The organism is Photobacterium carnosum (genome assembly GCF_021236965.1).
Taxonomy (GTDB): Bacteria; Pseudomonadota; Gammaproteobacteria; order Enterobacterales; family Vibrionaceae; genus Photobacterium; species Photobacterium carnosum.
Genome location: NZ_WMDN01000005.1, coordinates 151,530 through 174,189, shown reverse-complemented (window position 1 = coordinate 174,189; position 22,660 = coordinate 151,530). Strand labels below are relative to the sequence as shown.

24 protein-coding genes are annotated in these 22,660 nt (G+C 38.8%); 12 read left to right on the top strand and 12 right to left on the bottom strand.

Going from position 1 to position 22,660, the window contains the following annotated elements; genetic code table 11:
- Positions 1-179: 179 nt before the first annotated feature.
- Positions 180-1,835, top strand: coding sequence for a putative transporter (locus GLP24_RS07355; RefSeq protein WP_232615784.1), 1,656 nt, complete (start codon positions 180-182; stop codon positions 1,833-1,835).
- Between the two features lie 91 nt (positions 1,836-1,926).
- Here the strand turns inward: GLP24_RS07355 and btuD are convergent, their stop codons facing one another.
- From btuD to pheS, 6 genes are all read right to left on the bottom strand, one after another.
- Positions 1,927-2,721: a vitamin B12 ABC transporter ATP-binding protein BtuD gene (gene btuD, locus GLP24_RS07350; protein WP_232615812.1), complete on the bottom strand. Its 795-nt coding sequence runs from the start codon at positions 2,719-2,721 to the stop codon at positions 1,927-1,929.
- A gap of 12 nt (positions 2,722-2,733) precedes the next feature.
- Complete coding sequence (gene btuC / locus GLP24_RS07345) at positions 2,734-3,726, bottom strand: vitamin B12 ABC transporter permease BtuC (protein WP_232615811.1); 993 nt, start codon at positions 3,724-3,726, stop codon at positions 2,734-2,736.
- A 99-nt stretch (positions 3,727-3,825) separates the two neighbouring features.
- Entirely contained in the window at positions 3,826-4,887 is a 1,062-nt protein-coding gene (locus tag GLP24_RS07340; RefSeq protein ID WP_232603582.1) for a succinylglutamate desuccinylase, read from the bottom strand.
- 198 nt (positions 4,888-5,085) lie between these two features.
- Positions 5,086-5,382, bottom strand: coding sequence for an integration host factor subunit alpha (gene ihfA / locus GLP24_RS07335; RefSeq protein WP_036795089.1), 297 nt, complete (start codon positions 5,380-5,382; stop codon positions 5,086-5,088).
- Between the two features lie 456 nt (positions 5,383-5,838).
- Complete coding sequence (gene pheT / locus GLP24_RS07330) at positions 5,839-8,238, bottom strand: phenylalanine--tRNA ligase subunit beta (protein WP_232579392.1); 2,400 nt, start codon at positions 8,236-8,238, stop codon at positions 5,839-5,841.
- Between the two features lie 20 nt (positions 8,239-8,258).
- The gene (pheS, locus tag GLP24_RS07325; RefSeq protein WP_101766934.1) at positions 8,259-9,242 is read right to left on the bottom strand and encodes a phenylalanine--tRNA ligase subunit alpha; all 984 of its coding nucleotides are present in this window, start codon (positions 9,240-9,242) and stop codon (positions 8,259-8,261) included.
- 295 nt (positions 9,243-9,537) lie between these two features.
- Here pheS and GLP24_RS07320 point away from each other — a divergent pair, with 295 nt between their 5' ends.
- The 3 genes from GLP24_RS07320 (at position 9,538) to GLP24_RS07310 (ending at position 10,985) form a co-directional block, all read left to right on the top strand.
- Complete coding sequence (locus GLP24_RS07320) at positions 9,538-9,807, top strand: hypothetical protein (RefSeq protein WP_101766935.1); 270 nt, start codon at positions 9,538-9,540, stop codon at positions 9,805-9,807.
- Positions 9,808-9,988: 181 nt separating this feature from the next.
- Positions 9,989-10,240, top strand: a complete 252-nt coding sequence (locus tag GLP24_RS07315) for a phenylalanyl-tRNA synthetase subunit alpha (protein ID WP_152652769.1) — start codon at positions 9,989-9,991, stop codon at positions 10,238-10,240.
- A 262-nt stretch (positions 10,241-10,502) separates the two neighbouring features.
- A complete protein-coding gene (locus GLP24_RS07310; RefSeq protein WP_232615783.1) occupies positions 10,503-10,985 on the top strand; it encodes a GNAT family N-acetyltransferase in 483 nt (160 codons plus the stop codon).
- A 72-nt stretch (positions 10,986-11,057) separates the two neighbouring features.
- Here the strand turns inward: GLP24_RS07310 and rplT are convergent, their stop codons facing one another.
- The 5 genes from rplT to yqfB all read right to left on the bottom strand — a co-directional run bounded on the left by rplT (position 11,058) and on the right by yqfB (position 14,780).
- The gene (gene rplT / locus GLP24_RS07305) at positions 11,058-11,411 is read right to left on the bottom strand and encodes a 50S ribosomal protein L20 (protein WP_036795101.1); all 354 of its coding nucleotides are present in this window, start codon (positions 11,409-11,411) and stop codon (positions 11,058-11,060) included.
- A gap of 60 nt (positions 11,412-11,471) precedes the next feature.
- Complete coding sequence (gene rpmI, locus GLP24_RS07300; protein WP_045036149.1) at positions 11,472-11,666, bottom strand: 50S ribosomal protein L35; 195 nt, start codon at positions 11,664-11,666, stop codon at positions 11,472-11,474.
- Positions 11,667-11,767: 101 nt separating this feature from the next.
- Positions 11,768-12,319, bottom strand: a complete 552-nt coding sequence (infC, locus tag GLP24_RS07295) for a translation initiation factor IF-3 (protein WP_080173286.1) — start codon at positions 12,317-12,319, stop codon at positions 11,768-11,770.
- A gap of 3 nt (positions 12,320-12,322) precedes the next feature.
- Positions 12,323-14,254: a threonine--tRNA ligase gene (gene thrS / locus GLP24_RS07290; protein WP_232615782.1), complete on the bottom strand. Its 1,932-nt coding sequence runs from the start codon at positions 14,252-14,254 to the stop codon at positions 12,323-12,325.
- Between the two features lie 199 nt (positions 14,255-14,453).
- The gene (yqfB, locus tag GLP24_RS07285; RefSeq protein WP_194164768.1) at positions 14,454-14,780 is read right to left on the bottom strand and encodes a N(4)-acetylcytidine aminohydrolase; all 327 of its coding nucleotides are present in this window, start codon (positions 14,778-14,780) and stop codon (positions 14,454-14,456) included.
- 278 nt (positions 14,781-15,058) lie between these two features.
- On the opposite strand from yqfB, the gene GLP24_RS07280 reads away from it, so the two are divergent.
- Together GLP24_RS07280 and GLP24_RS07275 are read left to right on the top strand one after the other, a co-directional pair.
- Positions 15,059-15,922, top strand: coding sequence for a fructosamine kinase family protein (locus GLP24_RS07280; RefSeq protein WP_152652772.1), 864 nt, complete (start codon positions 15,059-15,061; stop codon positions 15,920-15,922).
- A gap of 161 nt (positions 15,923-16,083) precedes the next feature.
- On the top strand, positions 16,084-16,287 hold the full coding sequence (locus tag GLP24_RS07275; RefSeq protein WP_232577826.1) for a CPXCG motif-containing cysteine-rich protein: 204 nt from the start codon (positions 16,084-16,086) through the stop codon (positions 16,285-16,287).
- A gap of 5 nt (positions 16,288-16,292) precedes the next feature.
- On the opposite strand, the gene GLP24_RS07270 is transcribed toward GLP24_RS07275, so the two are convergent.
- A complete protein-coding gene (locus GLP24_RS07270; protein ID WP_101766942.1) occupies positions 16,293-16,898 on the bottom strand; it encodes a riboflavin synthase subunit alpha in 606 nt (201 codons plus the stop codon).
- A gap of 272 nt (positions 16,899-17,170) precedes the next feature.
- On the opposite strand from GLP24_RS07270, the gene GLP24_RS07265 reads away from it, so the two are divergent.
- The 6 genes from GLP24_RS07265 (at position 17,171) to GLP24_RS07240 (ending at position 22,466) form a co-directional block, all read left to right on the top strand.
- Positions 17,171-17,818, top strand: coding sequence for a riboflavin synthase subunit alpha (locus GLP24_RS07265; protein ID WP_232615781.1), 648 nt, complete (start codon positions 17,171-17,173; stop codon positions 17,816-17,818).
- Positions 17,815-18,849 (top strand): glycosyltransferase family 2 protein, encoded by a 1,035-nt coding sequence (locus GLP24_RS07260; RefSeq protein WP_152652776.1) that lies wholly within the window; start codon positions 17,815-17,817, stop codon positions 18,847-18,849. The genes GLP24_RS07265 and GLP24_RS07260 overlap by 4 nt, the downstream gene beginning before the upstream one ends.
- Positions 18,842-19,222 carry a GtrA family protein gene (locus GLP24_RS07255; protein WP_101766945.1) on the top strand — a complete coding sequence of 127 codons (381 nt, stop codon included), beginning with the start codon at positions 18,842-18,844 and terminating at the stop codon, positions 19,220-19,222. The genes GLP24_RS07260 and GLP24_RS07255 overlap by 8 nt, the downstream gene beginning before the upstream one ends.
- Entirely contained in the window at positions 19,219-20,373 is a 1,155-nt protein-coding gene (locus tag GLP24_RS07250) for a hypothetical protein (RefSeq protein WP_232615780.1), read from the top strand. The genes GLP24_RS07255 and GLP24_RS07250 overlap by 4 nt, the downstream gene beginning before the upstream one ends.
- 207 nt (positions 20,374-20,580) lie before the next feature.
- Positions 20,581-21,951: an MATE family efflux transporter gene (locus GLP24_RS07245; RefSeq protein ID WP_101766947.1), complete on the top strand. Its 1,371-nt coding sequence runs from the start codon at positions 20,581-20,583 to the stop codon at positions 21,949-21,951.
- 254 nt (positions 21,952-22,205) lie between these two features.
- Positions 22,206-22,466: a DUF5062 family protein gene (locus tag GLP24_RS07240; RefSeq protein ID WP_101766948.1), complete on the top strand. Its 261-nt coding sequence runs from the start codon at positions 22,206-22,208 to the stop codon at positions 22,464-22,466.
- Positions 22,467-22,660: the final 194 nt, after the last annotated feature.

Below are 22,660 nucleotides of genomic sequence, written 5' to 3'. Positions count from 1 at the left end.
CTTTCCATCAATATCAGTCAAACATCACCCTCATCATTCTATTTGCAGTAAATTATTCCAACTCAACCCCATTTCCATAAAAAAGGCATAACATTTAAGTCTAATTTGTCGTACAAATATACGCGCGTATTTATAGTACACATAAATGGATTTTTAACATTAGCAAGGAGATGCTTGTTATGAGTGATATTGCTTTATCTATCAGTATATTATCACTGGTAGCCGTACTCGGTTTATGGATGGGAAACTGGCGCATTAAAGGCGTTGGTCTAGGTATTGGTGGCGTATTATTTGGCGGAATTATTGTTGGTCATTATACCGAAACAATGGGCGTTACTTTAAATGCACATACCTTACATTTTATTCAAGAATTCGGTTTGATTTTATTTGTTTACACCATTGGTATTCAAGTCGGGCCAGGCTTTTTTGCATCATTACGAAGCTCTGGTTTAAAGCTCAATGGTTTTGCTGCACTGGTCGTATTATTAGGCTGTTTAGTCGCGATCATGCTTTATGTTGTTTTTGATGTACCACTCCCTATTTTATTGGGGATCTATTCTGGTGCTGTCACAAATACTCCGGCATTAGGTGCTGGACAACAAATTTTATCAGAGCTTGGCATATCTGCAGATTTATTAGATATAACGGGTATGGGTTACGCCGTCGCTTATCCTTTTGGTATTTGTGGCATTCTTATTACAATGTGGCTATTACGATTAATATTCAAAGTTAACATTGATCAAGAAGCAACAGTTTACAACTCTAACAGTGGCGACAAAAAAGAAGGCTTACAAACACTCAATGTTGCCGTTCGTAACCCTAATTTAAATGGCCTCACCTTCATTCAAATTCCAGCAATCACCGAAGGCGCTATTATTTGTTCACGCTTAAAGCGAGGTAATCAACTTTCAATACCTAAAGAATCAACCACAATTGAACTCAATGATGTTTTGCACTTAGTGGGTACAAAAGTAGCACTTGAAAAAGCACGACTCGTTATTGGCGATATTGTCGATATCTCCCTTTCAACAAAAGGTACTGATTTACACGTTGAACGTTTAGTGGTCACGAATGAAATTGTATTAGGCAAAAAAATTCGCGAATTGGAATTAAAAGAAAAATACGATGTGGTGATTTCTCGACTTAACCGAGCCGGTGTTGAATTGGTGCCTAATAGCCAAACATCACTCCAATTTGGTGATATTCTTAATCTTGTTGGTAGTAAAGACGCTATTGCTGCTGTCAGCGGTATGGTGGGAAATGCTGAACAAAAACTCCAACACGTGCAAATGTTACCTGTTTTTATTGGCATTGGATTAGGCATCTTATTAGGCTCAATTCCCTTATATCTGCCAGGATTCCCTGCGGCGCTAAAACTAGGTCTTGCCGGTGGTCCTTTAATCGTAGCTCTCATACTGGCTAGAATTGGTAGTATTGGCAAACTATATTGGTTTATGCCACCGAGTGCTAACCTAGCATTACGTGAAATTGGCATTGTATTATTTTTAGCAGTAGTAGGCTTAAAATCAGGCAGTGGCTTTGTTGATACTTTAGTCAATGGTGATGGCTTTAGCTGGATGGCTTACGGCGCACTCATTACCTTCATTCCTTTAGTTATTACTGGCTGTATCGCTCGTATGTTTGGTGAGCTGAATTACCTTTCTATGTGTGGCATGTTAGCGGGGTCAATGACAGATCCACCAGCACTAGCCTTTGCAAATGGACTACATCCAAGTAATGGTGCTGCTGCACTTTCTTATGCTACCGTTTATCCGCTGGTTATGTGTTTGCGTATTTTATCACCGCAAATACTGGCGATCCTACTCTGGGTTTGATGACAAAAAAGCAGCCATTATCGTTAATATTCAGACGATAATGGCTATTACTTATAACATAAAAAACATCAAACGATTCGATACAGGCTCATTAATCAATGAACACCAAACATGGCATGCCATGGTGATCTATTTTATCAATACCCGTTTTAAACACCGCTTGTAACCGCTCAACCGTCATAACCTGTTCAACCCCACCAAATGCAACACACTGCCCATGATCTAACAGCATCACGTTATCGGCTTCACATAAGGTTCGATTGAGATCATGATTCACCATGACAACCGCAATACCCTGCTGTGCCATTTTTCGAACCAATTGATACATTGTGGCTTCTTGGCCGATATCTAAAGCAGCCGCGGGTTCATCAAGCAATAACAGCTTTGCTTGAGGGTTAATCGTTGGCCAAACTTGTAAACATGCAGCAGCGAGTCGTACCCGCTGCCATTCACCACCAGATAACTGTTGAATATTACGAGATAACTTATCTTGAATATCTAACCGCTGACAAACCTCATCTAATGCTATTTGAAATTGCACCCTATCCACATTGTGCAAAGCAGATACCGCAAGTGATAAATATTGAAACACAGGAATAGAAAAACTGGGTTTATCTTGTTGTGATAAATAACTGCGAACATGCGCTAATGACGGTAAATCATAATCTACCAAATCATTATTCAATAATGTAATGCGTCCTTCATAATCAAACAAACCCGATAAAATGGATAAAACAGTGCTTTTACCGCTGCCATTAGGCCCTATAACATGCGTTATTTGCCCTGAATAAAGGGTTAACGACATTGGTAATAACCGTGGCACAAAAGCGATATCTTGAGCGGTTAATATTAACTCAGCCGTTGAACGGTCACTTTTTTCAAACATTATTGCCATTATTTAATCCAACTGCGAACGCATAAGCATCCAAATAAACACGGGAGCGCCCAATGACGTTGTCACAACACCAATAGGCAAGTCAGCATCTGCTAATAAAACCCGCGATAAGGTGTCAGCTAATACTAATAATATTCCGCCACAAATAGCAGAAAGAGGCAATAAATATCGATTTTCAGTACCAAACTGTAACCGTAATAAGTGCGGGACAACTAAGCCAACAAACCCAATCACCCCAGCGAGTGCCACCGAACAGCCAACCAATAGCGAGATCATCAAAATCAACAACCATCGAATACGCCTAACGTCGACCCCTAATTGACGCGCCGCCACATCACCCAGCATCATCACATCCAGTGATTTACCTTGCAGACAAAGCACAATCAATACGGGCAAAATTACAAATAAGAGTGATAATTGCTCCCAACTCACGCCACCGACACTGCCCATCAACCAATACATCAATTGGCGCATACTTAAATCATCACTGAAATAAAATGCCCATGTCACCACTGCCCCCGATAAAATACCAAGCGCAACACCAATTAATAATAATCGTGCCATAGAGACTTTTTGGCGCCGAGAAAATCCGACTAAAATAAGAGTAAACAATAACGCGCCAGCCATCGCCGCTATCATGGTAATAAAAGGCGTCGGTGTAATAGGAACAAAAAACAATAACAACACCACAGCGAGGCTCGCACCGCCTGAAATACCTAACACACCAGGCTCTGCTAATGGATTACCCAACAATACTTGTAATACCGCCCCTGAACTTGCCAATGCCGCGCCAACAATTAAGGCTGCTAATACGCGTGGTATGCGTAATTGTAATAATAATTGTTGTTCAAGTGCGCCATTCGGAGCCCAAGGTAAAATCCAAATCTCACCAACGGCAACAGCAAACACACAAATAGCAACCAATAATAACGATGAGACGATTAAGCAAGTACGCCACCGTTGTTGCTGTTGGTATAATAATTCATTTAACAACATCACTATTTATTACACCCAAAGAGTAAAACCAAACACAATACATTGCCGTTATTATAATGCAAACAAACACGGAAAAAAGTTAAGCATTAAAGATAGTTATCAATATGATGCGTTAGTAATATCACAAACTCGCACTTGCTCATCAAAGATCAAATTGGCTTTTTTTACCATTAACGCTGCTCGTTGCCCAAGCATTACATGTCGATTAGGGAAAACAACCGCCTCGCCACCAACACTGGCGCTATACGTTTGACGGCCATCCACGGCAAATTCATCACCTTCGGCAAAAAAAGTAAAATTGGCAACATCATCATTAAAGGTAAAATAAAATTCAGGCTGTTGTTTAGTAATAGTACGGCTAACTTGATATACCTCAACTTCACTGGTCCAAATAATCGGTAAAGCGACATCCGTAATTAATTGCACCATCGCATCTCTAAATGGCGCTAATAAAGTAAAATCGTTATGACCCATTTTACCCACACGTCCGAGTTCGACAGTGAGTGTTTGTGCACCATGATATTCAGCACTATACCAAGCAAATGTGGGTGACGGAGTGTTAGACAATAAAACAGCATTTAATTTTGCATGATGAATAAAGCTAAATAATTTATTACTGCGGGTCGGTTTATCAGAATAAGGACTAATAGCAAAGGTATCGTGCCGAGAAGGACGAATAGCACAATGCAAATCGAGGTGCCACCGTTCAGGCTTAATAGCAATAGAGGCACCATAGAAGCTGTTAATTGCCAATTGTAATGCATTAGCAATACAGCATTCATCATTTCGCTCAGAATTTCTCACTTGGAACAACCGATTCATATTTTCAGTCATAAATCGTTGTTGGCAATTAATCGCTTCAGGATGAGCAATAATTAATAATAAACGATGTATGGGTTGGATATGTCCAAGAACAATATCTGATGCTACTTGCTGAATCAATTCTATTGGTGAAGTCTCATCACCATGGATCCCTGAAGACAATATAATATCTTTTGCGTCACCAGATAATTCTCTTGGCGTGATTTGTAACACACCTCGATATAAAAGCTGGCAATGTAAACCAGAGTCTAATACCCATTCACCCGTTATAAATGGTTGTGAGAAATCACAGGTGGCCTCAAGAAAACGTCCTCTCTTTATCTGCTCAATTAATGTCATATTATAACCTCCTTGTTAATTATTTTAATAAACCCTCAGTATTTACTCTTATGTCATCCTAATTATAAGAAATAATATCGTCTCTATTTTAAAATATAGCGGCAAAGTCAGCACAATCATAAAAATAAGATAATAAAAAACCCAAGTAAAAATACATTTACTTGGGTTTCAGTGTGGATCAGCAAACTCGTGAAAGATTTATTTATTAACTTCTAAACTTTCAACTCGAGCCTTAAGCTTCTGACCAGGACGGAATGTAACGACACGACGTGCAGAGATAGGAATATCTTCTCCCGTTTTAGGATTTCTTCCAGGTCTCTCATTTTTATCTCGCAAATCAAAATTACCAAAACCTGATAATTTAACTTGCTCACCATTTTCTAGAGCCTTCCTAACTTCTTCAAAGAAGACTTCCACCGTATCCTTGGCGTCCCGTTTGCTTAATCCAACATTTTCAAACAGGTTCTCAGCCAAATCGGCTTTTGTGAGCGCCATAGATAACTCCCTCAAGACTATGTTGAATAAATAGTGTTCATACCTATTAATAAAAAGTATGCCACTGTGAATAAGGTATATGTTAATTAGAGATGTAATTTTAAACTTCAAAAACTACGGGACTATATTATCCCTCTCACTGTTAACTAGACTCAGTCTAAGCCAACTCGCTGATTTTCGCCAACTTTTTTACGTTAACTTCATGTCAAATAACACCATTTTGATAGCTAAATATTGCTATATCAATGCATCTAGTTGATCTTGCTCTTGCATCAACCAGTATTAAATCACTAAAAAATCAATGATATACAGTCAAATATTCTAATTAATAACACTAAAATAGAAAATATAACTATTTATCAAGCTGTTATTATTTTTTAGATCTAGATCAAAAAAAAGCAGCCTCTAAAGGCTGCTTTTCGAAAACAAAGACTTAAATTTAATTATGATGCTTTTTTAATCACGAAGTGATGCATCAAATTTTTCAGCCAATACCTTAACAATACCGTCTACTGCTGCTGCAATATCAGCTTCTTCTAATGTACGCTCAGTTGATTGCAATGTTAGCGCAATTGCAAGACTCTTCTGACCATCGTCAACACCTTTACCAGTGTAAACATCAAATAGATTAACTGCTTTTAATAGCTCGCCGCCATTATCACGACATGCAGCAATAATATCATTCGCTGCAACATCATCATTAACTACAACCGCAATATCGCGACGGTTAGCAGGGAACTTAGACAATGCTACCGCTTCAGGTAAGTCACGCTTATTAATAGCATCCCACTCAACTTCAAACGCAATAGTACGGCCATTAAGACCAAACTTACGCTCAAGCTCAGGGTGAACCGTACCAATAAAGCCAACTTGACGCTCAGTTTCAAGACCAGCATCAACAACAATCGCAGCTGTTTGACCAGGATGAAGTGCTGGGTGCTTAGCCGCTTTAAAGCTGTAGCTGTCTTTTGCTGTTAGCTCAAGAACCGCTTCTAAATCACCTTTAAGATCAAAGAAATCAACAGTGTTAGTTTCAATGTCCCAATGCTCATCACTACGTGTGCCAGCAATAACGCCCGCAAGCATCATATCTTGACGCATACCGTTTTCAGCAGTTTGCTCAGGTACAAAACGTAAGCCAGCTTCAAATAAACGCACACGTGGCTGTTGGCGCTTCTGGTTGAACACTACTGTGTTTAGTAGGCCAGTCCATAAGCTTAAACGCATTGCCGACATATCTGCAGAGATAGGGAAAGGCAGAACCAATGGCTCAATATCAGGCACAATCAGTTTTTGTTGTTCAGGCTCAACAAAACTGTATGTGATTGCTTCTTGAAAACCACGATCGACTAATAAGTTACGTACACGTTTCAGCGGTAAATTCGCTTCTTTGTGTAAGTTCATGCTTAGCGCTGCAACAGGCGATTGATTAGGGATATTGTTGTAGCCGAAAATACGACCCACTTCTTCCACTAAATCTTCTTCAATTGCCATGTCAAAACGCCATGCAGGTGCGGTTGCTTTCCAGCCAGCATCTGTTGTTTCAACATCACAGCCAAGACGCGTTAGGATTTCTACCACTACATCAGAAGCAATAGCATGACCTAATAGACGATCAAGTTTAGAGCGACGTAGTTCAATTGTTGCCGCTTTTGGTAAATCAGCCTCTGATTCAGCTTCAACGATTGGCGCAACTTCACCACCACAAATTTCAACAAGAAGTGCAGTTGCACGCTCCATTGCTTTCATTTGTAGTGTTGCATCAACACCACGCTCAAAGCGGTGTGAAGAATCTGTGTGTAGACCATAGCTACGAGCACGACCACGGATCGCGTCTGGTGCAAAGAATGCACACTCAAGCAATACATCTTTAGTCTCAGCGTTAACACCAGAGAATTGACCACCAAAGATACCTGCAATTGCAAGCGCTTGGGTATTATCAGCAATAACCAGTGTGTTACTGTTTAATTCTGCTTCATTGCCGTCAAGAAGAGTAAGCTTTTCGCCCTGCTCTGCCATACGAACAATAATGCCACCATCAATCTTAGCAAGATCGAAAGCGTGCATTGGCTGACCCATTTCAAGCAATACGTAATTAGTGATATCTACGATTGCATCGATTGAACGAGTACCACAACGGCGTAGTTTTTCTTGCATCCATAATGGTGTTTCAGCTTGCGCATTAACATTACGAACGATACGGCCAAGGTAACGTGGACATGCAGCAGGTACTTTAACGTCAATTGACATTGTATCAGCCGCTGTTGGCTCCACGATATCAAACTGAGGCTCAATCACTTCAGCGCGATTAAGTACACCCACTTCACGTGCAAGACCAGCAATACTTAAGCAATCGGCACGGTTAGCGGTTAGGTCAACATCGATAGTCACATCGTTAAGACCTAAGAATTCACGGAAATCAGTACCTAATACTGCATCTGCCGTTAATTCCATGATGCCATCAGACTCAATATCGATACCTAGTTCAGTAAATGAACAAAGCATACCGTGAGAAGGTTGACCGCGTAATTTTGCCTTCTTGATTTTAAAATTACCAGGAAGAACAGCACCAACAGTCGCAACTGCAACTTTGATACCTTGACGGCAGTTTGACGCGCCACAAACGATATCTAGTAGCTCTTCAGCACCAACATCAACTTTTGTTACGCGTAGTTTGTCAGCGTCTGGGTGTGGTGCACACTCAACAACCTGACCGACTTTAACGCCTGTGAACTCACCAGCAACGGCTTCAATACCGTCAACTTCCAAACCAGCCATTGTGATTTGGTGAGCTAGTTCTTCGCTGTTTACTGCAGGACTAACCCACTCGCGTAGCCAAGATTCAGAGAATTTCATAGATTTCTAGCCCCTAGTGCTTACTTGAACTGTTTTAGGAAACGTAAGTCGTTCTCAAAGAACGCACGTAAATCATTAACGCCGTAACGAAGCATTGTAAGACGTTCAACGCCCATACCAAATGCAAAGCCTGAATATTTTTCAGGATCGATGTTAACTGAACGAAGTACATTAGGGTGAACCATACCGCAGCCCAAAACCTCTAACCACTTACCGTTCTTACCTTTAACGTCAACTTCAGCAGAAGGCTCTGTGAATGGGAAGAATGAAGGACGGAAACGTACTTCAACTTCTTCTTCAAAGAAATTACAAAGGAAATCGTGAAGAATACCTTTCAACTGGGCAAAGTTTACATTTTCATCAACTAACATACCTTCCACTTGGTGGAACATTGGTGTGTGAGTTTGATCGTAATCATTACGATAAACACGACCAGGCGCAATAAAGCGGAAAGGCGGTTGACCGTGTTCCATGGTACGGATCTGAACACCAGAAGTATGCGTACGTAGCATTAGATCTGGGTTAAAGAAGAACGTATCGTGATCAGTTCGTGCAGGGTGATCTTCTGCAATGTTCAATGCATCGAAGTTGTGGAAAGCATCTTCAATTTCAGGACCCGCTTCAGTTGTAAAACCAAGCTCACCAAAGAAACTTTCAATACGCTCAATGGTACGAGTCACTGGATGTAGACCACCATTTTCAATACGGCGACCCGGTAAAGAAACATCAACAGTTTCAGCGGCAAGCTTAGCTTCAAGCTCTGCACGTTGTAGACTGTCTTTACGCTCAACAAGTAATGTCTGTACTACTTGCTTTGCTTTATTGATCTCTTGACCCGCAGTGCGGCGTTCTTCTGGTGGTAATTTACCTAGGGCTTGTAGCTGAAGAGTTAAATGACCCTTCTTACCTAAAAATTGAACTCGAACTTCGTCCAAAGCGACTGATGAATCAGCCTGCTTAATAGCTGCCGTTGCGTTGGCAATAATCTCGTCTAGATGTTGCATCGTATCCTCATCCACCCACAGGTGGCGTCCTTAAGGGAGATATAAAATCGCATAATGATACATATTAAAGAAAGCAGCGTCTAAATCCAAATTGAATCGTAATAAAACAGTAAGTTTGGACGAAAAAAAAACGTCTTTGGCTATTAAAATATGAAATTGTGCTTTATCAGTACACTAAAAGTAATTTCCAGTAAACTATAAAACAAATTTCGCACTCCTATATTCCATTTTTCTCTCTTTCTAAACCAAGCCAAAAAAAGTAAATTTCAGCTATATTTATTTTGGAATAATTATCATGAACACCCAATCTTTTTCAGCCCTAATCAAAATGAGCACGTTTGCATCTCTACTCTGCTTTGGGCTAGTCATCCTCGGTAATTATGGGATGTTCTTAAGTATGCCAGTTGAAATGAAAGACAACTTAAGTAATCAAATGCACATTGATTATATCCATCTCATTTACTATGTTGGATTCAATTTTATCTTTGTTGGATTTCTTGCTTATTTATTAGTTGGACTTAAACATTCACAACAGCAAATGAAGACTTTTTTAGCTCAACACTAATAATCATCTTCATTTAATATCCCTTTTTTAAACCATAACAAACCACGTTATTATTAAATATAAAAATGTAGTTTGTTATGCGACCCAACTCACCTACATTTCAGATATTTTTTATCAATTTTGTTTTAAAATTACTCTTTTCAGTGTAAGTTATGATCAAAATCAATGTTAGGACTTCATAATGAATACTCAAGATCTTGCCGCTCTCTCTAAAATATCAACTATCGCAGCAATTCTTTGTACTGCCCTACTGTTACTTGGTAACTATAACCTTGCATCAGCAATGCCAATTGCTCCTGAAGATGGCTTCAATTTTATTAATCTTGTGTTCTTTATGGGTTTCAATACGTTATTTGTTACTTTCCTAGCGTTTTTACTTAAAACTCTCGCAACCGCAAATAAAAAGCGTAATCAACGTTATGCCCGTACATAATCGTTAATCCATCGATTCTATTTTAAAAACCAGTCATTCTACTGTATGAATGACTGGTTTTTTTATGCCTTTAATTCCTTTACCCAGTCATACCACAGCCACATACTAACCAAACATCCTTGTTGTGATTTATTTATATTGAAAATTAGACGTAATATTCAACTGCTAATTTATGTAACTATGTTAAAACAATTCATTACACAAATTAAACTCAAATCAATAAAAATACATATAAGTAATTAAATTACAGGAATAATAAACCATGGACATTAAAGTAATACCTATAACTGCCAATTTTGATATAGAACTCTGCAAAATAATCAAACAAGTCGGCGCGGAGTTTGGAGCGGTAGGTGAAGGATTTGGTCCATCAGATGCTGAAGTTTTAAATATGAGCCGTTTTTATCACGATGGTGTCAGTAGTTTATATTTAATCGCGTTAGTCGATGGAAAGCTTGTTGGTGGATGTGGTATTGCCCCTTTCAATAACAGTAAAACAACGTGTGAATTAAAAAAACTGTTTCTGCTACCTGATGGGCGTCAGCTAGGACTAGGAAAAAAACTCTCACTGCAATGTTTAGAGCATGCCAAAGACAAAGGCTTTGAAGAATGTTATCTCGATACCCTTGCTAGCATGCATTCTGCGGTATCTTTATATGAAAGATTGGGATTTACCCACCTAGAAAAACCATTAACAGGGACTCAACATGGAGGTTGTGATATCTGGATGTTAAAAAAACTTTAGAAAAAACATAACGACCATAAACGAAAAAAGGAGAGCCGAGGCTCTCCTTTCAATATAAACTAGACTGATAAATTACAGTGCAGCTTTTGCCTTTTCCACAAGAACAGTGAAAGTAGCTTTGTCAAATACAGCGATATCAGAAAGGATCTTACGATCGATTTCGATAGACGCTTTCTTAAGACCGTTGATTAGACGGCTGTAAGACATACCATTTTGACGTGCCGCAGCATTGATACGAGCAATCCAAAGTTGACGGAAAGTACGTTTCTTCTGACGACGGTCACGGTAAGCATATTGACCAGCTTTAGTAACAGCCTGGAAAGCTACACGGTAAACACGTGAACGTGCTCCGTAATAACCTTTAGCTTGTTTAAGAACTTTCTTGTGACGTGCACGCGCTTGTACACCACGTTTTACGCGAGGCATAGGAGACTCCTAACTAAAATTAAAAAATATAAAACTAAAAACGATTAAACGATCAAACGATTAAGCGAACGGAAGCATACGAGCAACTGCAGCCACTTCACAACGAGGAAGGATTGCATTTGGACGAAGCTGACGTTTGTTCTTAGTAGTACGTTTAGTCAGGATGTGACGCTTAGTAGCGTGCTTAAATTTAAAGCCACCAGCTGTTTTTTTGAAGCGCTTAGCTGCGCCACGATTTGTTTTCATCTTTGGCATGAGATGATAACTCCGCATTGTTGATAGTTAATAATCATAGTAATAGGGCGAACAAAAAGTGCTACTAAAAGCAACACTTTTTAGCTACTTGAATGCCGTTATTACTTCTTTTTTGGGGCAAGCATCATGGTCATTTGACGACCTTCTACTCGATTAGGGAAACTTTCACAGATAGCAATCTCTTCAAGTTCAGCCTTAATACGATTAAGAAGCTCAATACCAATGCCTTGGTGGGCCATTTCACGACCACGGAAACGTAGTGTGACTTTACCCTTGTTGCCCTCTTCTAAAAAGCGAGTCAGGTTGCGTAGTTTTACCTGATAATCGCCTTCGTCTGTACCAGGTCGGAATTTAACTTCCTTGATCTGGATTTGTTTTTGATTTTTCTTTTGCTCTTTAGCAGCCTTGCTCTTTTCGAACAAGTACTTACCATAGTCCATCACGCGACAGACTGGTGGCTCGGCATTAGGGCTAATTTCAACTAGATCCACACCAGCATCAAGAGCAACATTAATTGCTTCTTCAATAGAAACAACACCGACTGATTCGCCGTCAAGGCCAGTTAGACGAACTTCACGTACGCCACGAATTTCATCATTCAGACGATGCGCGTTTTGCTTAACTGGTGCCTGGGTTCTTTTTCCGCCTTTAATACCTTATTCCTCCACAACATTGAGCTTACGATCGCTGATCTCTTCTTGCATAAATGCAATCAGTTCATCAATCTTAAATTTACCCAAATCTTTACCCTTGCGAGTACGAACTGCTACTACGCCTGCTTCGACTTCTTTGTCACCACAAACGAGCATGAAAGGCACTCGCTTCAAAGTATGTTCGCGGATTTTAAAGCCAATCTTCTCATTTCTCAAGTCCGCATTGACTCTAATTCCACTTTTTTTCAATTTTTCTACAATTTCTTGCACATATTCTGCTTGAGAGTCAGTAATATTCATCACTACAGCTTGTTGAGGCGCCAACCATGTTGGGAAGAAGCCTGCATAATCTTCGATAAGAATACCGATGAAGCGCTCTAGTGAACCAAGAATTGCACGGTGAATCATAACCGGTGTATGGCGTTCGTTGTCTTCACCTACATATGTAGCGCCTAAACGCTCAGGTAATGCGAAGTCAAGCTGAACTGTACCACACTGCCATGCGCGATCAAGACAATCGTGAAGTGTAAACTCGATCTTAGGACCGTAGAATGCACCCTCACCTTCTTGAATGTCAAATGGAATGTCCATTGATTCAAGCGCGGTAACTAAATCGGCTTCAGCCTTGTCCCACATTGCATCAGAACCCACACGTTTTTCAGGACGGGTAGATAATTTAACAACAATGTTATCAAAACCAAATGTCTTGTATGTATCATACACCATTTCGATGCAAGATGTAACTTCTTGTTGTACTTGTGCTTCTGTACAAAAAATATGCGCATCATCTTGGGTAAAACCACGAACACGCATAATGCCGTGAAGTGAACCTGAAGGCTCATTACGGTGACAAGCACCAAACTCAGCCATACGTAATGGTAAATCACGGTATGACTTAAGACCTTGGTTAAATATCTGTACGTGACCAGGACAGTTCATTGGCTTAATTGCATATTCACGGTTCTCAGAACTTGTTGTGAACATTGCCTCAGCGTACTTATCCCAGTGACCAGAACGTTCCCAAAGCACACGGTCCATCATTAATGGGCCTTTTACTTCTTGGTAATCATATTCATTCAGTTTTTCACGAACAAATACTTCTAGCTCACGGAAGATAGTCCAACCGTTGTGATGCCAGAATACCATACCAGGTGCTTCTTGCTGCATGTGGAATAGATCAAGTTGCTTACCAATCTTACGGTGATCACGTTTAGCAGCTTCTTCTAAACGCGTTATATGCGCTTTTAATGCTTTCTTATCGTGAAATGCAGTACCGTAAATACGTTGCAGCATCTTGTTATCACTATTACCGCGCCAGTATGCACCAGCAACGCTTAATAGCTTGAAGTTCTGACAGAAACCCATGTGTGGAACGTGAGGACCACGACACATGTCAATGTATTCTTCATGATGATATAAACCAGGACGATCGTCACGTGCAACGTTTTCATCTAGGATTTCAATTTTATACGTTTCGCCACGTGCATCAAACGCATCACGCGCTTCTTGCCAGCTTACGTTTTTCTTCACAACTTGATATTTAGTTTTTGCTAGTACAAGCATACGCTTTTCAATAACATCAAGATCTTCTTGTGTTAAAGATTGCTCTAGATCGATATCGTAGTAAAAACCGTTGTCAATTGTAGGACCGATCGCCATTTTTGCTTCAGGGTACAATTGCTTAATTGCATGACCTAGCAAGTGTGCACATGAGTGACGAACGATTTCAAGACCATCAACATCATCTTTTACAGTAATGATTTCTAGGCTTGCATCATTTTCGATAAGATCACAAGCGTCAACACGAACACCATCAACACGTCCTGCAATGGTTGCTTTCGCAAGACCAGGACCAATTGAAAGTGCAACGTCCATAGTTGATACAGCATCGTCGAATTGACGTTGACTACCGTCTGGAAGAGTAATAACTGGCATTTAAATATCCTTAAACAGTGGTGCCACACACCAAGTAGCACATGTTGAGTTAATAAAGCTTTTAGAGAAGCTTTCTATTAATAAAAATGTTTTTACTTTGATGCCGCAACACAGAGCTACATACTAAGGTAAAAACAGGGGGACACTATACAAACGGTAACAAGATATTGCAAAGGATCGCCCTATTTTTTTATGGTTTCTATTTAACTAAGGCGTAATTCACTACATACAATTTTTCAATACCCGGATAAATATCGTGAATCACCGCTTTTAATTCAGCTACTGTCATGTTTTCTTGCTGAGCGTGAAATTCATTAAGATCATTAAATGCAATCGGATCAACGGTTAAAATATTTAAACGACAAAACCAGCGTCCCTCTTCATACGTCGAGACATCAACCGTCGTACCAGGTACATAATAGCTTTCCGCTTCATCACGAATAGTAATGGTTTTCTTTCCTGACAAAATATCACTTTCAAAACGTGAGAAAAATGTCATTTCCGTCGGGATTATAATCGTGCTCATTATGGTGTCCTTTATTACCGAATAAATTTTCGGCATAGAGTAACTGTAAATATTTAAAAGTAAACGAACAATAACAAAGAAAATGAAATATTCAAGCAAGATAAATAAGAATTTATTTTTAATATAGAAATAATATATTCTTTATTTTCAGTAGGATAGATATTTTTCTTTTGTTATTCATTAAAATAGCCGCGACTTCACAGATATATCTAAATGAAATGGACTAAGATGTTGATAGACAAGTTTTATCTAGTCCAATTTAATGCGTGGAGGATGCTATGTGGCAGGCTATTTCTCACCAATTGTCAGAAGTACTTGGTCGACAGTTCAAAATAAGTGAACGTGAAGCTATTCAAGGCGGTGATGTAAACCAATGTTATTGTGTTGGCGATGGCGAACAACGTTTTTTTATTAAGCTTAATGATAAAGATCAACTCACTGTTTTTGAAACCGAAGCTGAGAGTTTACGTATTCTTAATGAAGCTGATTGTGTTCAGGTTCCTCAACACTTTCATCTTGGTACTTGCCGTGACAAATCCTTCCTAATTTTAAATTATCTTCCCACCAAAACGATTGATGACGATGCGGGTTATAAACTTGGTCAACAATTGGCACAACTTCATTTATGGGGTGAACAAGTTGAGTACGGATTTGATTTTGATAACTATATTGGTTTAACACCCCAACCTAATAAATGGCGTCGGCGCTGGGATAAATTTTTTGCAGAGCAGCGTATTGAATGGCAATTGCAACTTTGTGAAGAAAAAGGACTTCATTTCGGTGACATTGACACAATAACAGCTAATGTCGCGCAAAGGTTAAGCAATCACCAGCCTAAACCTTCATTGCTCCATGGTGACTTATGGCATGGTAATACCGCATTAACAGTATCCGGGCCTATCATTTTTGATCCTGCCACCTATTGGGGTGATCGTGAATGTGATATCGCAATGACAGAATTATTTGGAGGGTTTCCTGCTAGTTTCTATGACGGCTATCAGTCAATCTATCCTTTAGATGACGGATATCAAGACCGCAAAGATCTGTATAATCTTTATCATATACTTAACCATTGTAATCTATTTGGTGGTGAATATATGGGCCAAGCGCAGCATATTATTGCTAAGTTGATGTTGGAATAGTAACAACGATTGTATATTTATTTATCTGACACCAACACCACTCCGTGTTGGTGTCCTTCTCACCAAAATTCGCAAAATAGATAACGAACAACTAGGATCAATAATAATATACGGCACAATAAATCAAACGATACCGTTAATATCTGTATTAAGGATCTGTTATGCACAAATATTCAAATCAAAATGTCAGTTGTCCACATTGTGGTCACATTATAAAAATCCCTCTTGATGCGAGTGCTGGCAGTCAAGAGTTCTATGATGACTGTTCTATTTGCTGTCATCCGATTCATTTAACCATGGAAGTTGATGAACTACATAAGACAATTAATCTCTTTGTTGATGCTGATGACGAACAAATCTTTTAATATTATTATTTAGTTGCCATTACTCGCTCAACAGTATCAACAATCGCTTGTGTTTGTGGATCAATTTCAATATTAATAACATCATTTATCATGCGACTTTCAAGGTTCGTGCGTTGTAGTGTTTCAGGAATTAAATTGACATTAAAGCAACAGTCTTTCACTTCACCAATCGTTAAGCTGATACCATCAATACCAATGTAACCTTTCGCAAAAATATATTTCATCAAATGGGTTGGCACAGAAAACCACACTTGATGATTATTCTCAGAAATATTCACCGCCGAAACAATAGCAGTCGCCATAATATGGCCTGACATTGCATGACCGCCAATCTCATCACCAAATTTAGCAGCCCGTTCGACATTGACATAATCCCCAACATTGAGCAGGCCTAAATTAGTCACATTCAACGTTTCTTGCATTAAATCAAAAGAAACTAATTGTTGTTCAATATGAGTTACCGTTAAACAACAACCATTATGGGCTACAGACGCCCCTAGTGTTAATCCTTGTATGAGTTCATTTGGCAATCGAATGATATGCGTTTGAAAATTCTCTTTTTTATCAATATTAATGACTTGTGCTACGCCTTGTATAATTCCAGTAAACATATCGATCCTTATGCCTAGTTAACTTAATTGATCTATTATTAATATCTTGATTTATTCAATACTATTCAATTTATACTTATATATTGAATAGTATTGAATAAAATAACTCTTTACCCACTATTTTTATTAAAATTTACGTTTTGACATTAAGGTGACACTTTTCAATACGATAAGCGTATTACTTGTATAACAATAAAAGTTAGCCTATTTTATCTAACTTTCTCTATTTTCTACATTTAGCTAATAAATATAATACGCATTAAAGGTACTCTATGACTGCTAGCGTCTCATCGACCGTTACACGGCCAACACAACAACATAAGCAATCTACTTTGCGAGCAGTACTTATTAGCTTATTAGTAGTGTTATCAGGGTACTATGTTTGGGTACTTTACAAAGCAATAACACCCAATGTCAGCCTTGCTTATAAGGCTTATTATATAAAAAATCAGACATTATATTGGCAACCCAAGCAACCTAATCTGACTTTAGCGATACCCAGTAATTTAAATGTAACTGACAAGATACCTAATTTATCCCGCGCAGGCTGGAGCTTTGATACTGATAACAAAATGCGAGAATTAACGCAGCAAGGCGGCCTATATTTTACCCTAGCCTCTGCGCCAACAACCAACGTCAAGATTAAATTCACCTTCGCAAAAACACAATCACAGCTAAAACCGCTTACATTTACGTTTAATCATAATCAAGGCATATTACAAGCGCAAGGGAACACGTTAGTTGCTCAATTGCCACAACAACAATTTTTTCCTACAGCACAGCAATTACAAACATTCATAGTAACCACGCCGATACCATTGCAAGTCACCACAATTAGCCTAGCACCAATGAATGTAGATACTTTACTTTTGCCACATAATACTGGCCATTTTAATCAAAAAATTGGGAATATAAAATGAACCACCAACCAAACCCGCTTGATTATCGTTTATCACTTATTGTGCCAGTTTACAATGAAGAAGTGGCCATTGAGCCGTTCTTGGCTGCTATTAATGACAAACTAAGTAGCATTCGATCTCACATAGATATTGTATTTATTAATGACGGCAGTAAAGATAATACCAAGTATGTTATTGATAAAATGATAGAGCAAGATTCAAGTATCTCATTAATAAATTTTGCCCGTAACTTTGGCAAAGAAGCCGCAATGACAGCCGGTTTAGATTACGTTCAAGGTGATGCTGCTGTTATTATGGATGTTGATTTGCAAGATCCACCAGAAGTGATCCTTGAATTTGTTGACCTATGGCTTACTGGTGACTATGACACTATTTATGGTGTACGCGTCGATCGTTCACAAGATACCTATACCAAGCGATTAACCGCTGGCGGGTTCTACCGTTTCTTTAATTTCTTATCTGCTGAAACAACACTGCCTGAAAATGCAGGTGACTTTAGATTAATTAATCGTTGCGTTATTGAAACCGTTAAACAATTACCAGAACGCAATCGTTTTATGAAAGGCTTACTTGCCTGGTCATCTTTACGTGCTACTGGCGTCAATTTTCAGCGTCCTGAACGTTTTATCGGTGATACTAAATTTAATTACTGGAAGTTGTGGAACTTTGCAATGGACGGAATTACTAGCTTTACCGCATGGCCATTACGAGTATGGGGGTTTGTGGGATTTGGTATTTCATTGTTATCTTTCATCTTTTTAATGTATATCGTTATTAGTGCCTTATGTTTTGGCGTCCATACGCCAGGTTATGCTTCGACGATTTCAGTCGTACTTTTTTTAGGCGGTATTCAACTAATCTCTCTAGGGGTAATTGGTGGTTATGTCAGCCGTATTTATACTGAGCTTAAACACCGACCTATTTATTTAGTAGAGGATGTTTACGGTAACTATAGAAATAACCAACAAGAATCAAACAATCGACACCACACACAAACAACCTTAAACAAGTATAGTAATCGTTATGAATGAGTCTTTTCTTAAACATTTTTGGCAACTGAATCGCTTTGCCCTGGTAGGATTATTAGCAACTGCCGTACATCTATCAGTAGTAAGGCTGTACTTTTTTCAAATTGCACATCCATCAGAATATATCGCAAATATACTCGGTTTTAGTATTGCTTTTTTAGTCTCCTATTTTGGTCATCGCCATTTTACCTTTGCTCAAAAAGGCTCATTTTTTAAATTTTTAGCGGTGTCTTTGTTTGGCTTTTTAATTAATAACCTCATTCTAGTGACATTATTACAAACAGCTCACGTAAAAGGTTGGGTTGCCGTGACAATTTCAACGTTGTGTGTACCCATTATTACTTTTATTTTATCGAAATTTTGGGTCTTTAAATGAATCTCTTATCGCTTACAGATATTCGCCTAACCCGTAAAGATTGGCTGAATTTGATTTTTGCTGTCATTATTAGTCGTGTTGTGATCTACGCTCTTGGTCTTTGGGGCGTAAATATGTTTATGACAGGCCATTATGCAGAACAACCCTTATTACAAACTGTCTGTCGTTTTGACTGTGTATGGTTCTATCGCATTATTGATAATGGTTACGATCTCATTCCACAATGGCTTGGACAAAAAAATGCCGCCAATTGGGCATTTATGCCATTACAACCTTTTCTTGGCTGGATATTCTCGCATTTAACCACCTTTGAAAACCCCATTAATAACTACCGCTTTGGGTTAGCCTTTGCTTCTAATCTTGCGTTTTTGCTTAGTCTACCAATGGTATTAATGGTACTAAAACAGCTAAAAATAAGTGCTAAAACACGTTCTACCATAGTGTGGATATTGTGTTTTTCACCTTATACGGTTTATTCCTCTGCTGGTTATACTGAGCCATTATTTATTGCATTAGTGGCTGGGGTGTTCTTATTTAGCTATTGTCAGCAATGGTTTTTGGTCGCTATTTTAGGCATGCTCGCAGCCGTTACACGTAACTTGGGCGTATTTTTAGTTTTCCCAGTGTTAATTATTGCAATTCAACATTATGGTATTCAAAGTTTCTTACGCTTTAAAACCCCCGCACTGAAAGTATTAGCGGCAATTTGGGTGATTCCATTTGGCTTTTTTGGCTTTATGACTTACATGTATTTTCATGTTGGGGATGCGCTGGCGTTTGGACATATTCAAATAGCGTGGGGACGTCAACTGGCTAATCCATTCCATTGGTTAATCTTTGGCTTTGAAACAGGTGGTCCTAAATTATACCTCGCGATCATGGCATTACTTGCCTTTGCGCTAAATATTTACTTAGTTGTCCGTAAATATTATGCCGAAGCACTGTTTATGTTTATTTGCTTAATACTGCCTCTTTCATCAAGCCTTAATGCAATGCCACGTTACGCCTTTGGGCTTTACCCTACCTTCCTTGGCTTAGCCTTACTGATCGAACGTTATCCAAGTATTAAGACGCCAATGCTATGTATTTTTAGTGCTGCAAGTACTTTTATTACGATTGGTTTCTTTGGGCACCAATTCTTTACTGTCTAAATAAAGACAATAACTATCAACGTAACCTAACGGCCTCGATGATCAACTATTAAGGCCGTTTCTTTTTATCTACATAAAATGGTAAATATTACTTGGCTTTATTAGTTTTATTTATATAATCCAGCCTCATTCAGGGTGCATTATATAGTAACTAGCAACTATTGATTCCCTCCCCCCCTTTTTTCCTCATTTTTGGAGCCTTGCTGAGTGCAAAACTACAGAAAAGAAACAGCACAACTACTCAAACTTGCGATCCCTGTTTTAATTGCTTCCGTTGCCCAAACATCAATGGGTTTTGTTGATACCGTTATGGCTGGTGGCGTAAGTGCAACAGACATGGCAGCCGTTGCTGTCGCTGCAAGTATTTGGCTTCCCTCAATTTTATTTGGGGTTGGCTTGCTGATGGCGATTGTTCCTATTGTTGCTCAACTTAGTGGTTCAGGAAAAAAAGAAAAGATACCATTTGAAATTCAAACCGCTTTTATTTTAGCGGTATTAATTTCAATTCCGACAATGTTGATTCTTTACAACGCGGGTATTTTAATCCACTACATGAATGTAGAACCCGTATTGGCTGAAAAGACGGTTGGTTATTTACATGCGGTATTATTCGCTGTACCCGCATTTCTATTCTTCCAAACACTAAAAAGTTTCTCTGAAGGCTTATCTTTTACTATCCCTGGCATGGTAATTGGCTTTTTAGGACTATTACTAAATATTCCCTTAAACTGGATTTTTGTTTACGGTGAATTTGGTATGCCAGCGATGGGTGGTGTAGGTTGTGGTATTGCTACCACTATTGTGTACTGGTTTATGTTCTTTGCAATGCTTGCTTTTGTCTTAATCAATAAGCGCCTTAACCGTCTTAATGTGTTTGGGGTAATTTATCCACCTAAATTTGCTGCAATCAGTCGTTTGTTTAAATTAGGCTTTCCTGTCGCTGCATCATTATTTTTTGAAGTCTCTTTATTTGCAGTCATTGCGTTATTGATCTCACCGCTGGGGCCAATGAAAGTCGCATCCCACCAAATTGCGATGAATTTCTCGTCCTTAGTCTATATGTTACCAATGAGCATCGCTGCTGCGGTTAGTATTCGTGTTGGCCATAAAATGGGGCAAGAAGACATTATTGGCGCTAAAATTGCCAGTCATTGTGGATTATTCGTAGGCATATCATTAGCATTTTGTACTGCGATTCTAACTGTGATTTTCCGTGAACAAATTGCCTTACTGTATACGGATAACCCTGAAGTTATTCTATTTGCAAGCCAACTACTTCTATTAGCCGCCATTTATCAATGTAGCGATGCTGTACAGGTTGTTGCTGCTGGTGCACTACGTGGCTATAAAGATATGCGGGCAATCTTCTTCTGCACCTTTATTGCTTACTGGTTATTAGGATTACCTATTGGTTATATTTTAGGTATGACTGATTGGATAGTTAAGCCAATGGGACCTGAAGGGTTCTGGATCGGCTTTATTATTGGCTTAACGTCTGCTGCGATAATGCTTGGTGCGCGTATGCATTGGGTTCATAAACTTGATACGCAAAAACAAATTGAGATGTCATTACGCTAATAGTAAAGAGTCACTTATTGAAATCAGCGATCTTAGGATCGCTTTTTTTATCTAAAATAAACAACTCAACTTCAACGCCAATTTCAACAAGCAACTATTGATCATGTGTATTATTGGTAATGATTATTTAGATATTGCCAATTTAAGGTTGGATATCAATAAATTGCTACCAACCTCAATTATCATTTTTGCTACTATTAGTTCATTTTGAGAATAGGTAAACTACACTCAATCAGAAGTTCAGGGAGATAAGAATGAAAAAACATAAAAACGAAGCAAAACTATTAAAAAAAGCATTAGAACTCGGTTTCGCCTTTGCAAAAAAACAAGGATTTAATGATTTAAATCGCGGTATCGGTTCGACCGATCGCGTGGAATGTATTTATCGCTTATTAGTGCAATGTAAACAAATAACACCATTAGCTGTTGATAAAGAAGATGGCGTTAACATGAAACATAAACTGGTATTGTGGATTATTCGTCTATTACCAGAAAATCACGAACTGCTTCAATAACCCTTTTTACATAGCCACCAGTAAAATACTGGTGGCGTCCCTCAAAAATAACATGCGTAATATCACATTCGTCTATTTAACCATCACCAAATTTGACCAAACTGGCTATTGTGCAAGCAAACGCACTGAATTTACTAAAAAAGTCTATTTAAACACTTGCCTAGATGAAAGTGACTCGCTACTATGCTTGTCAT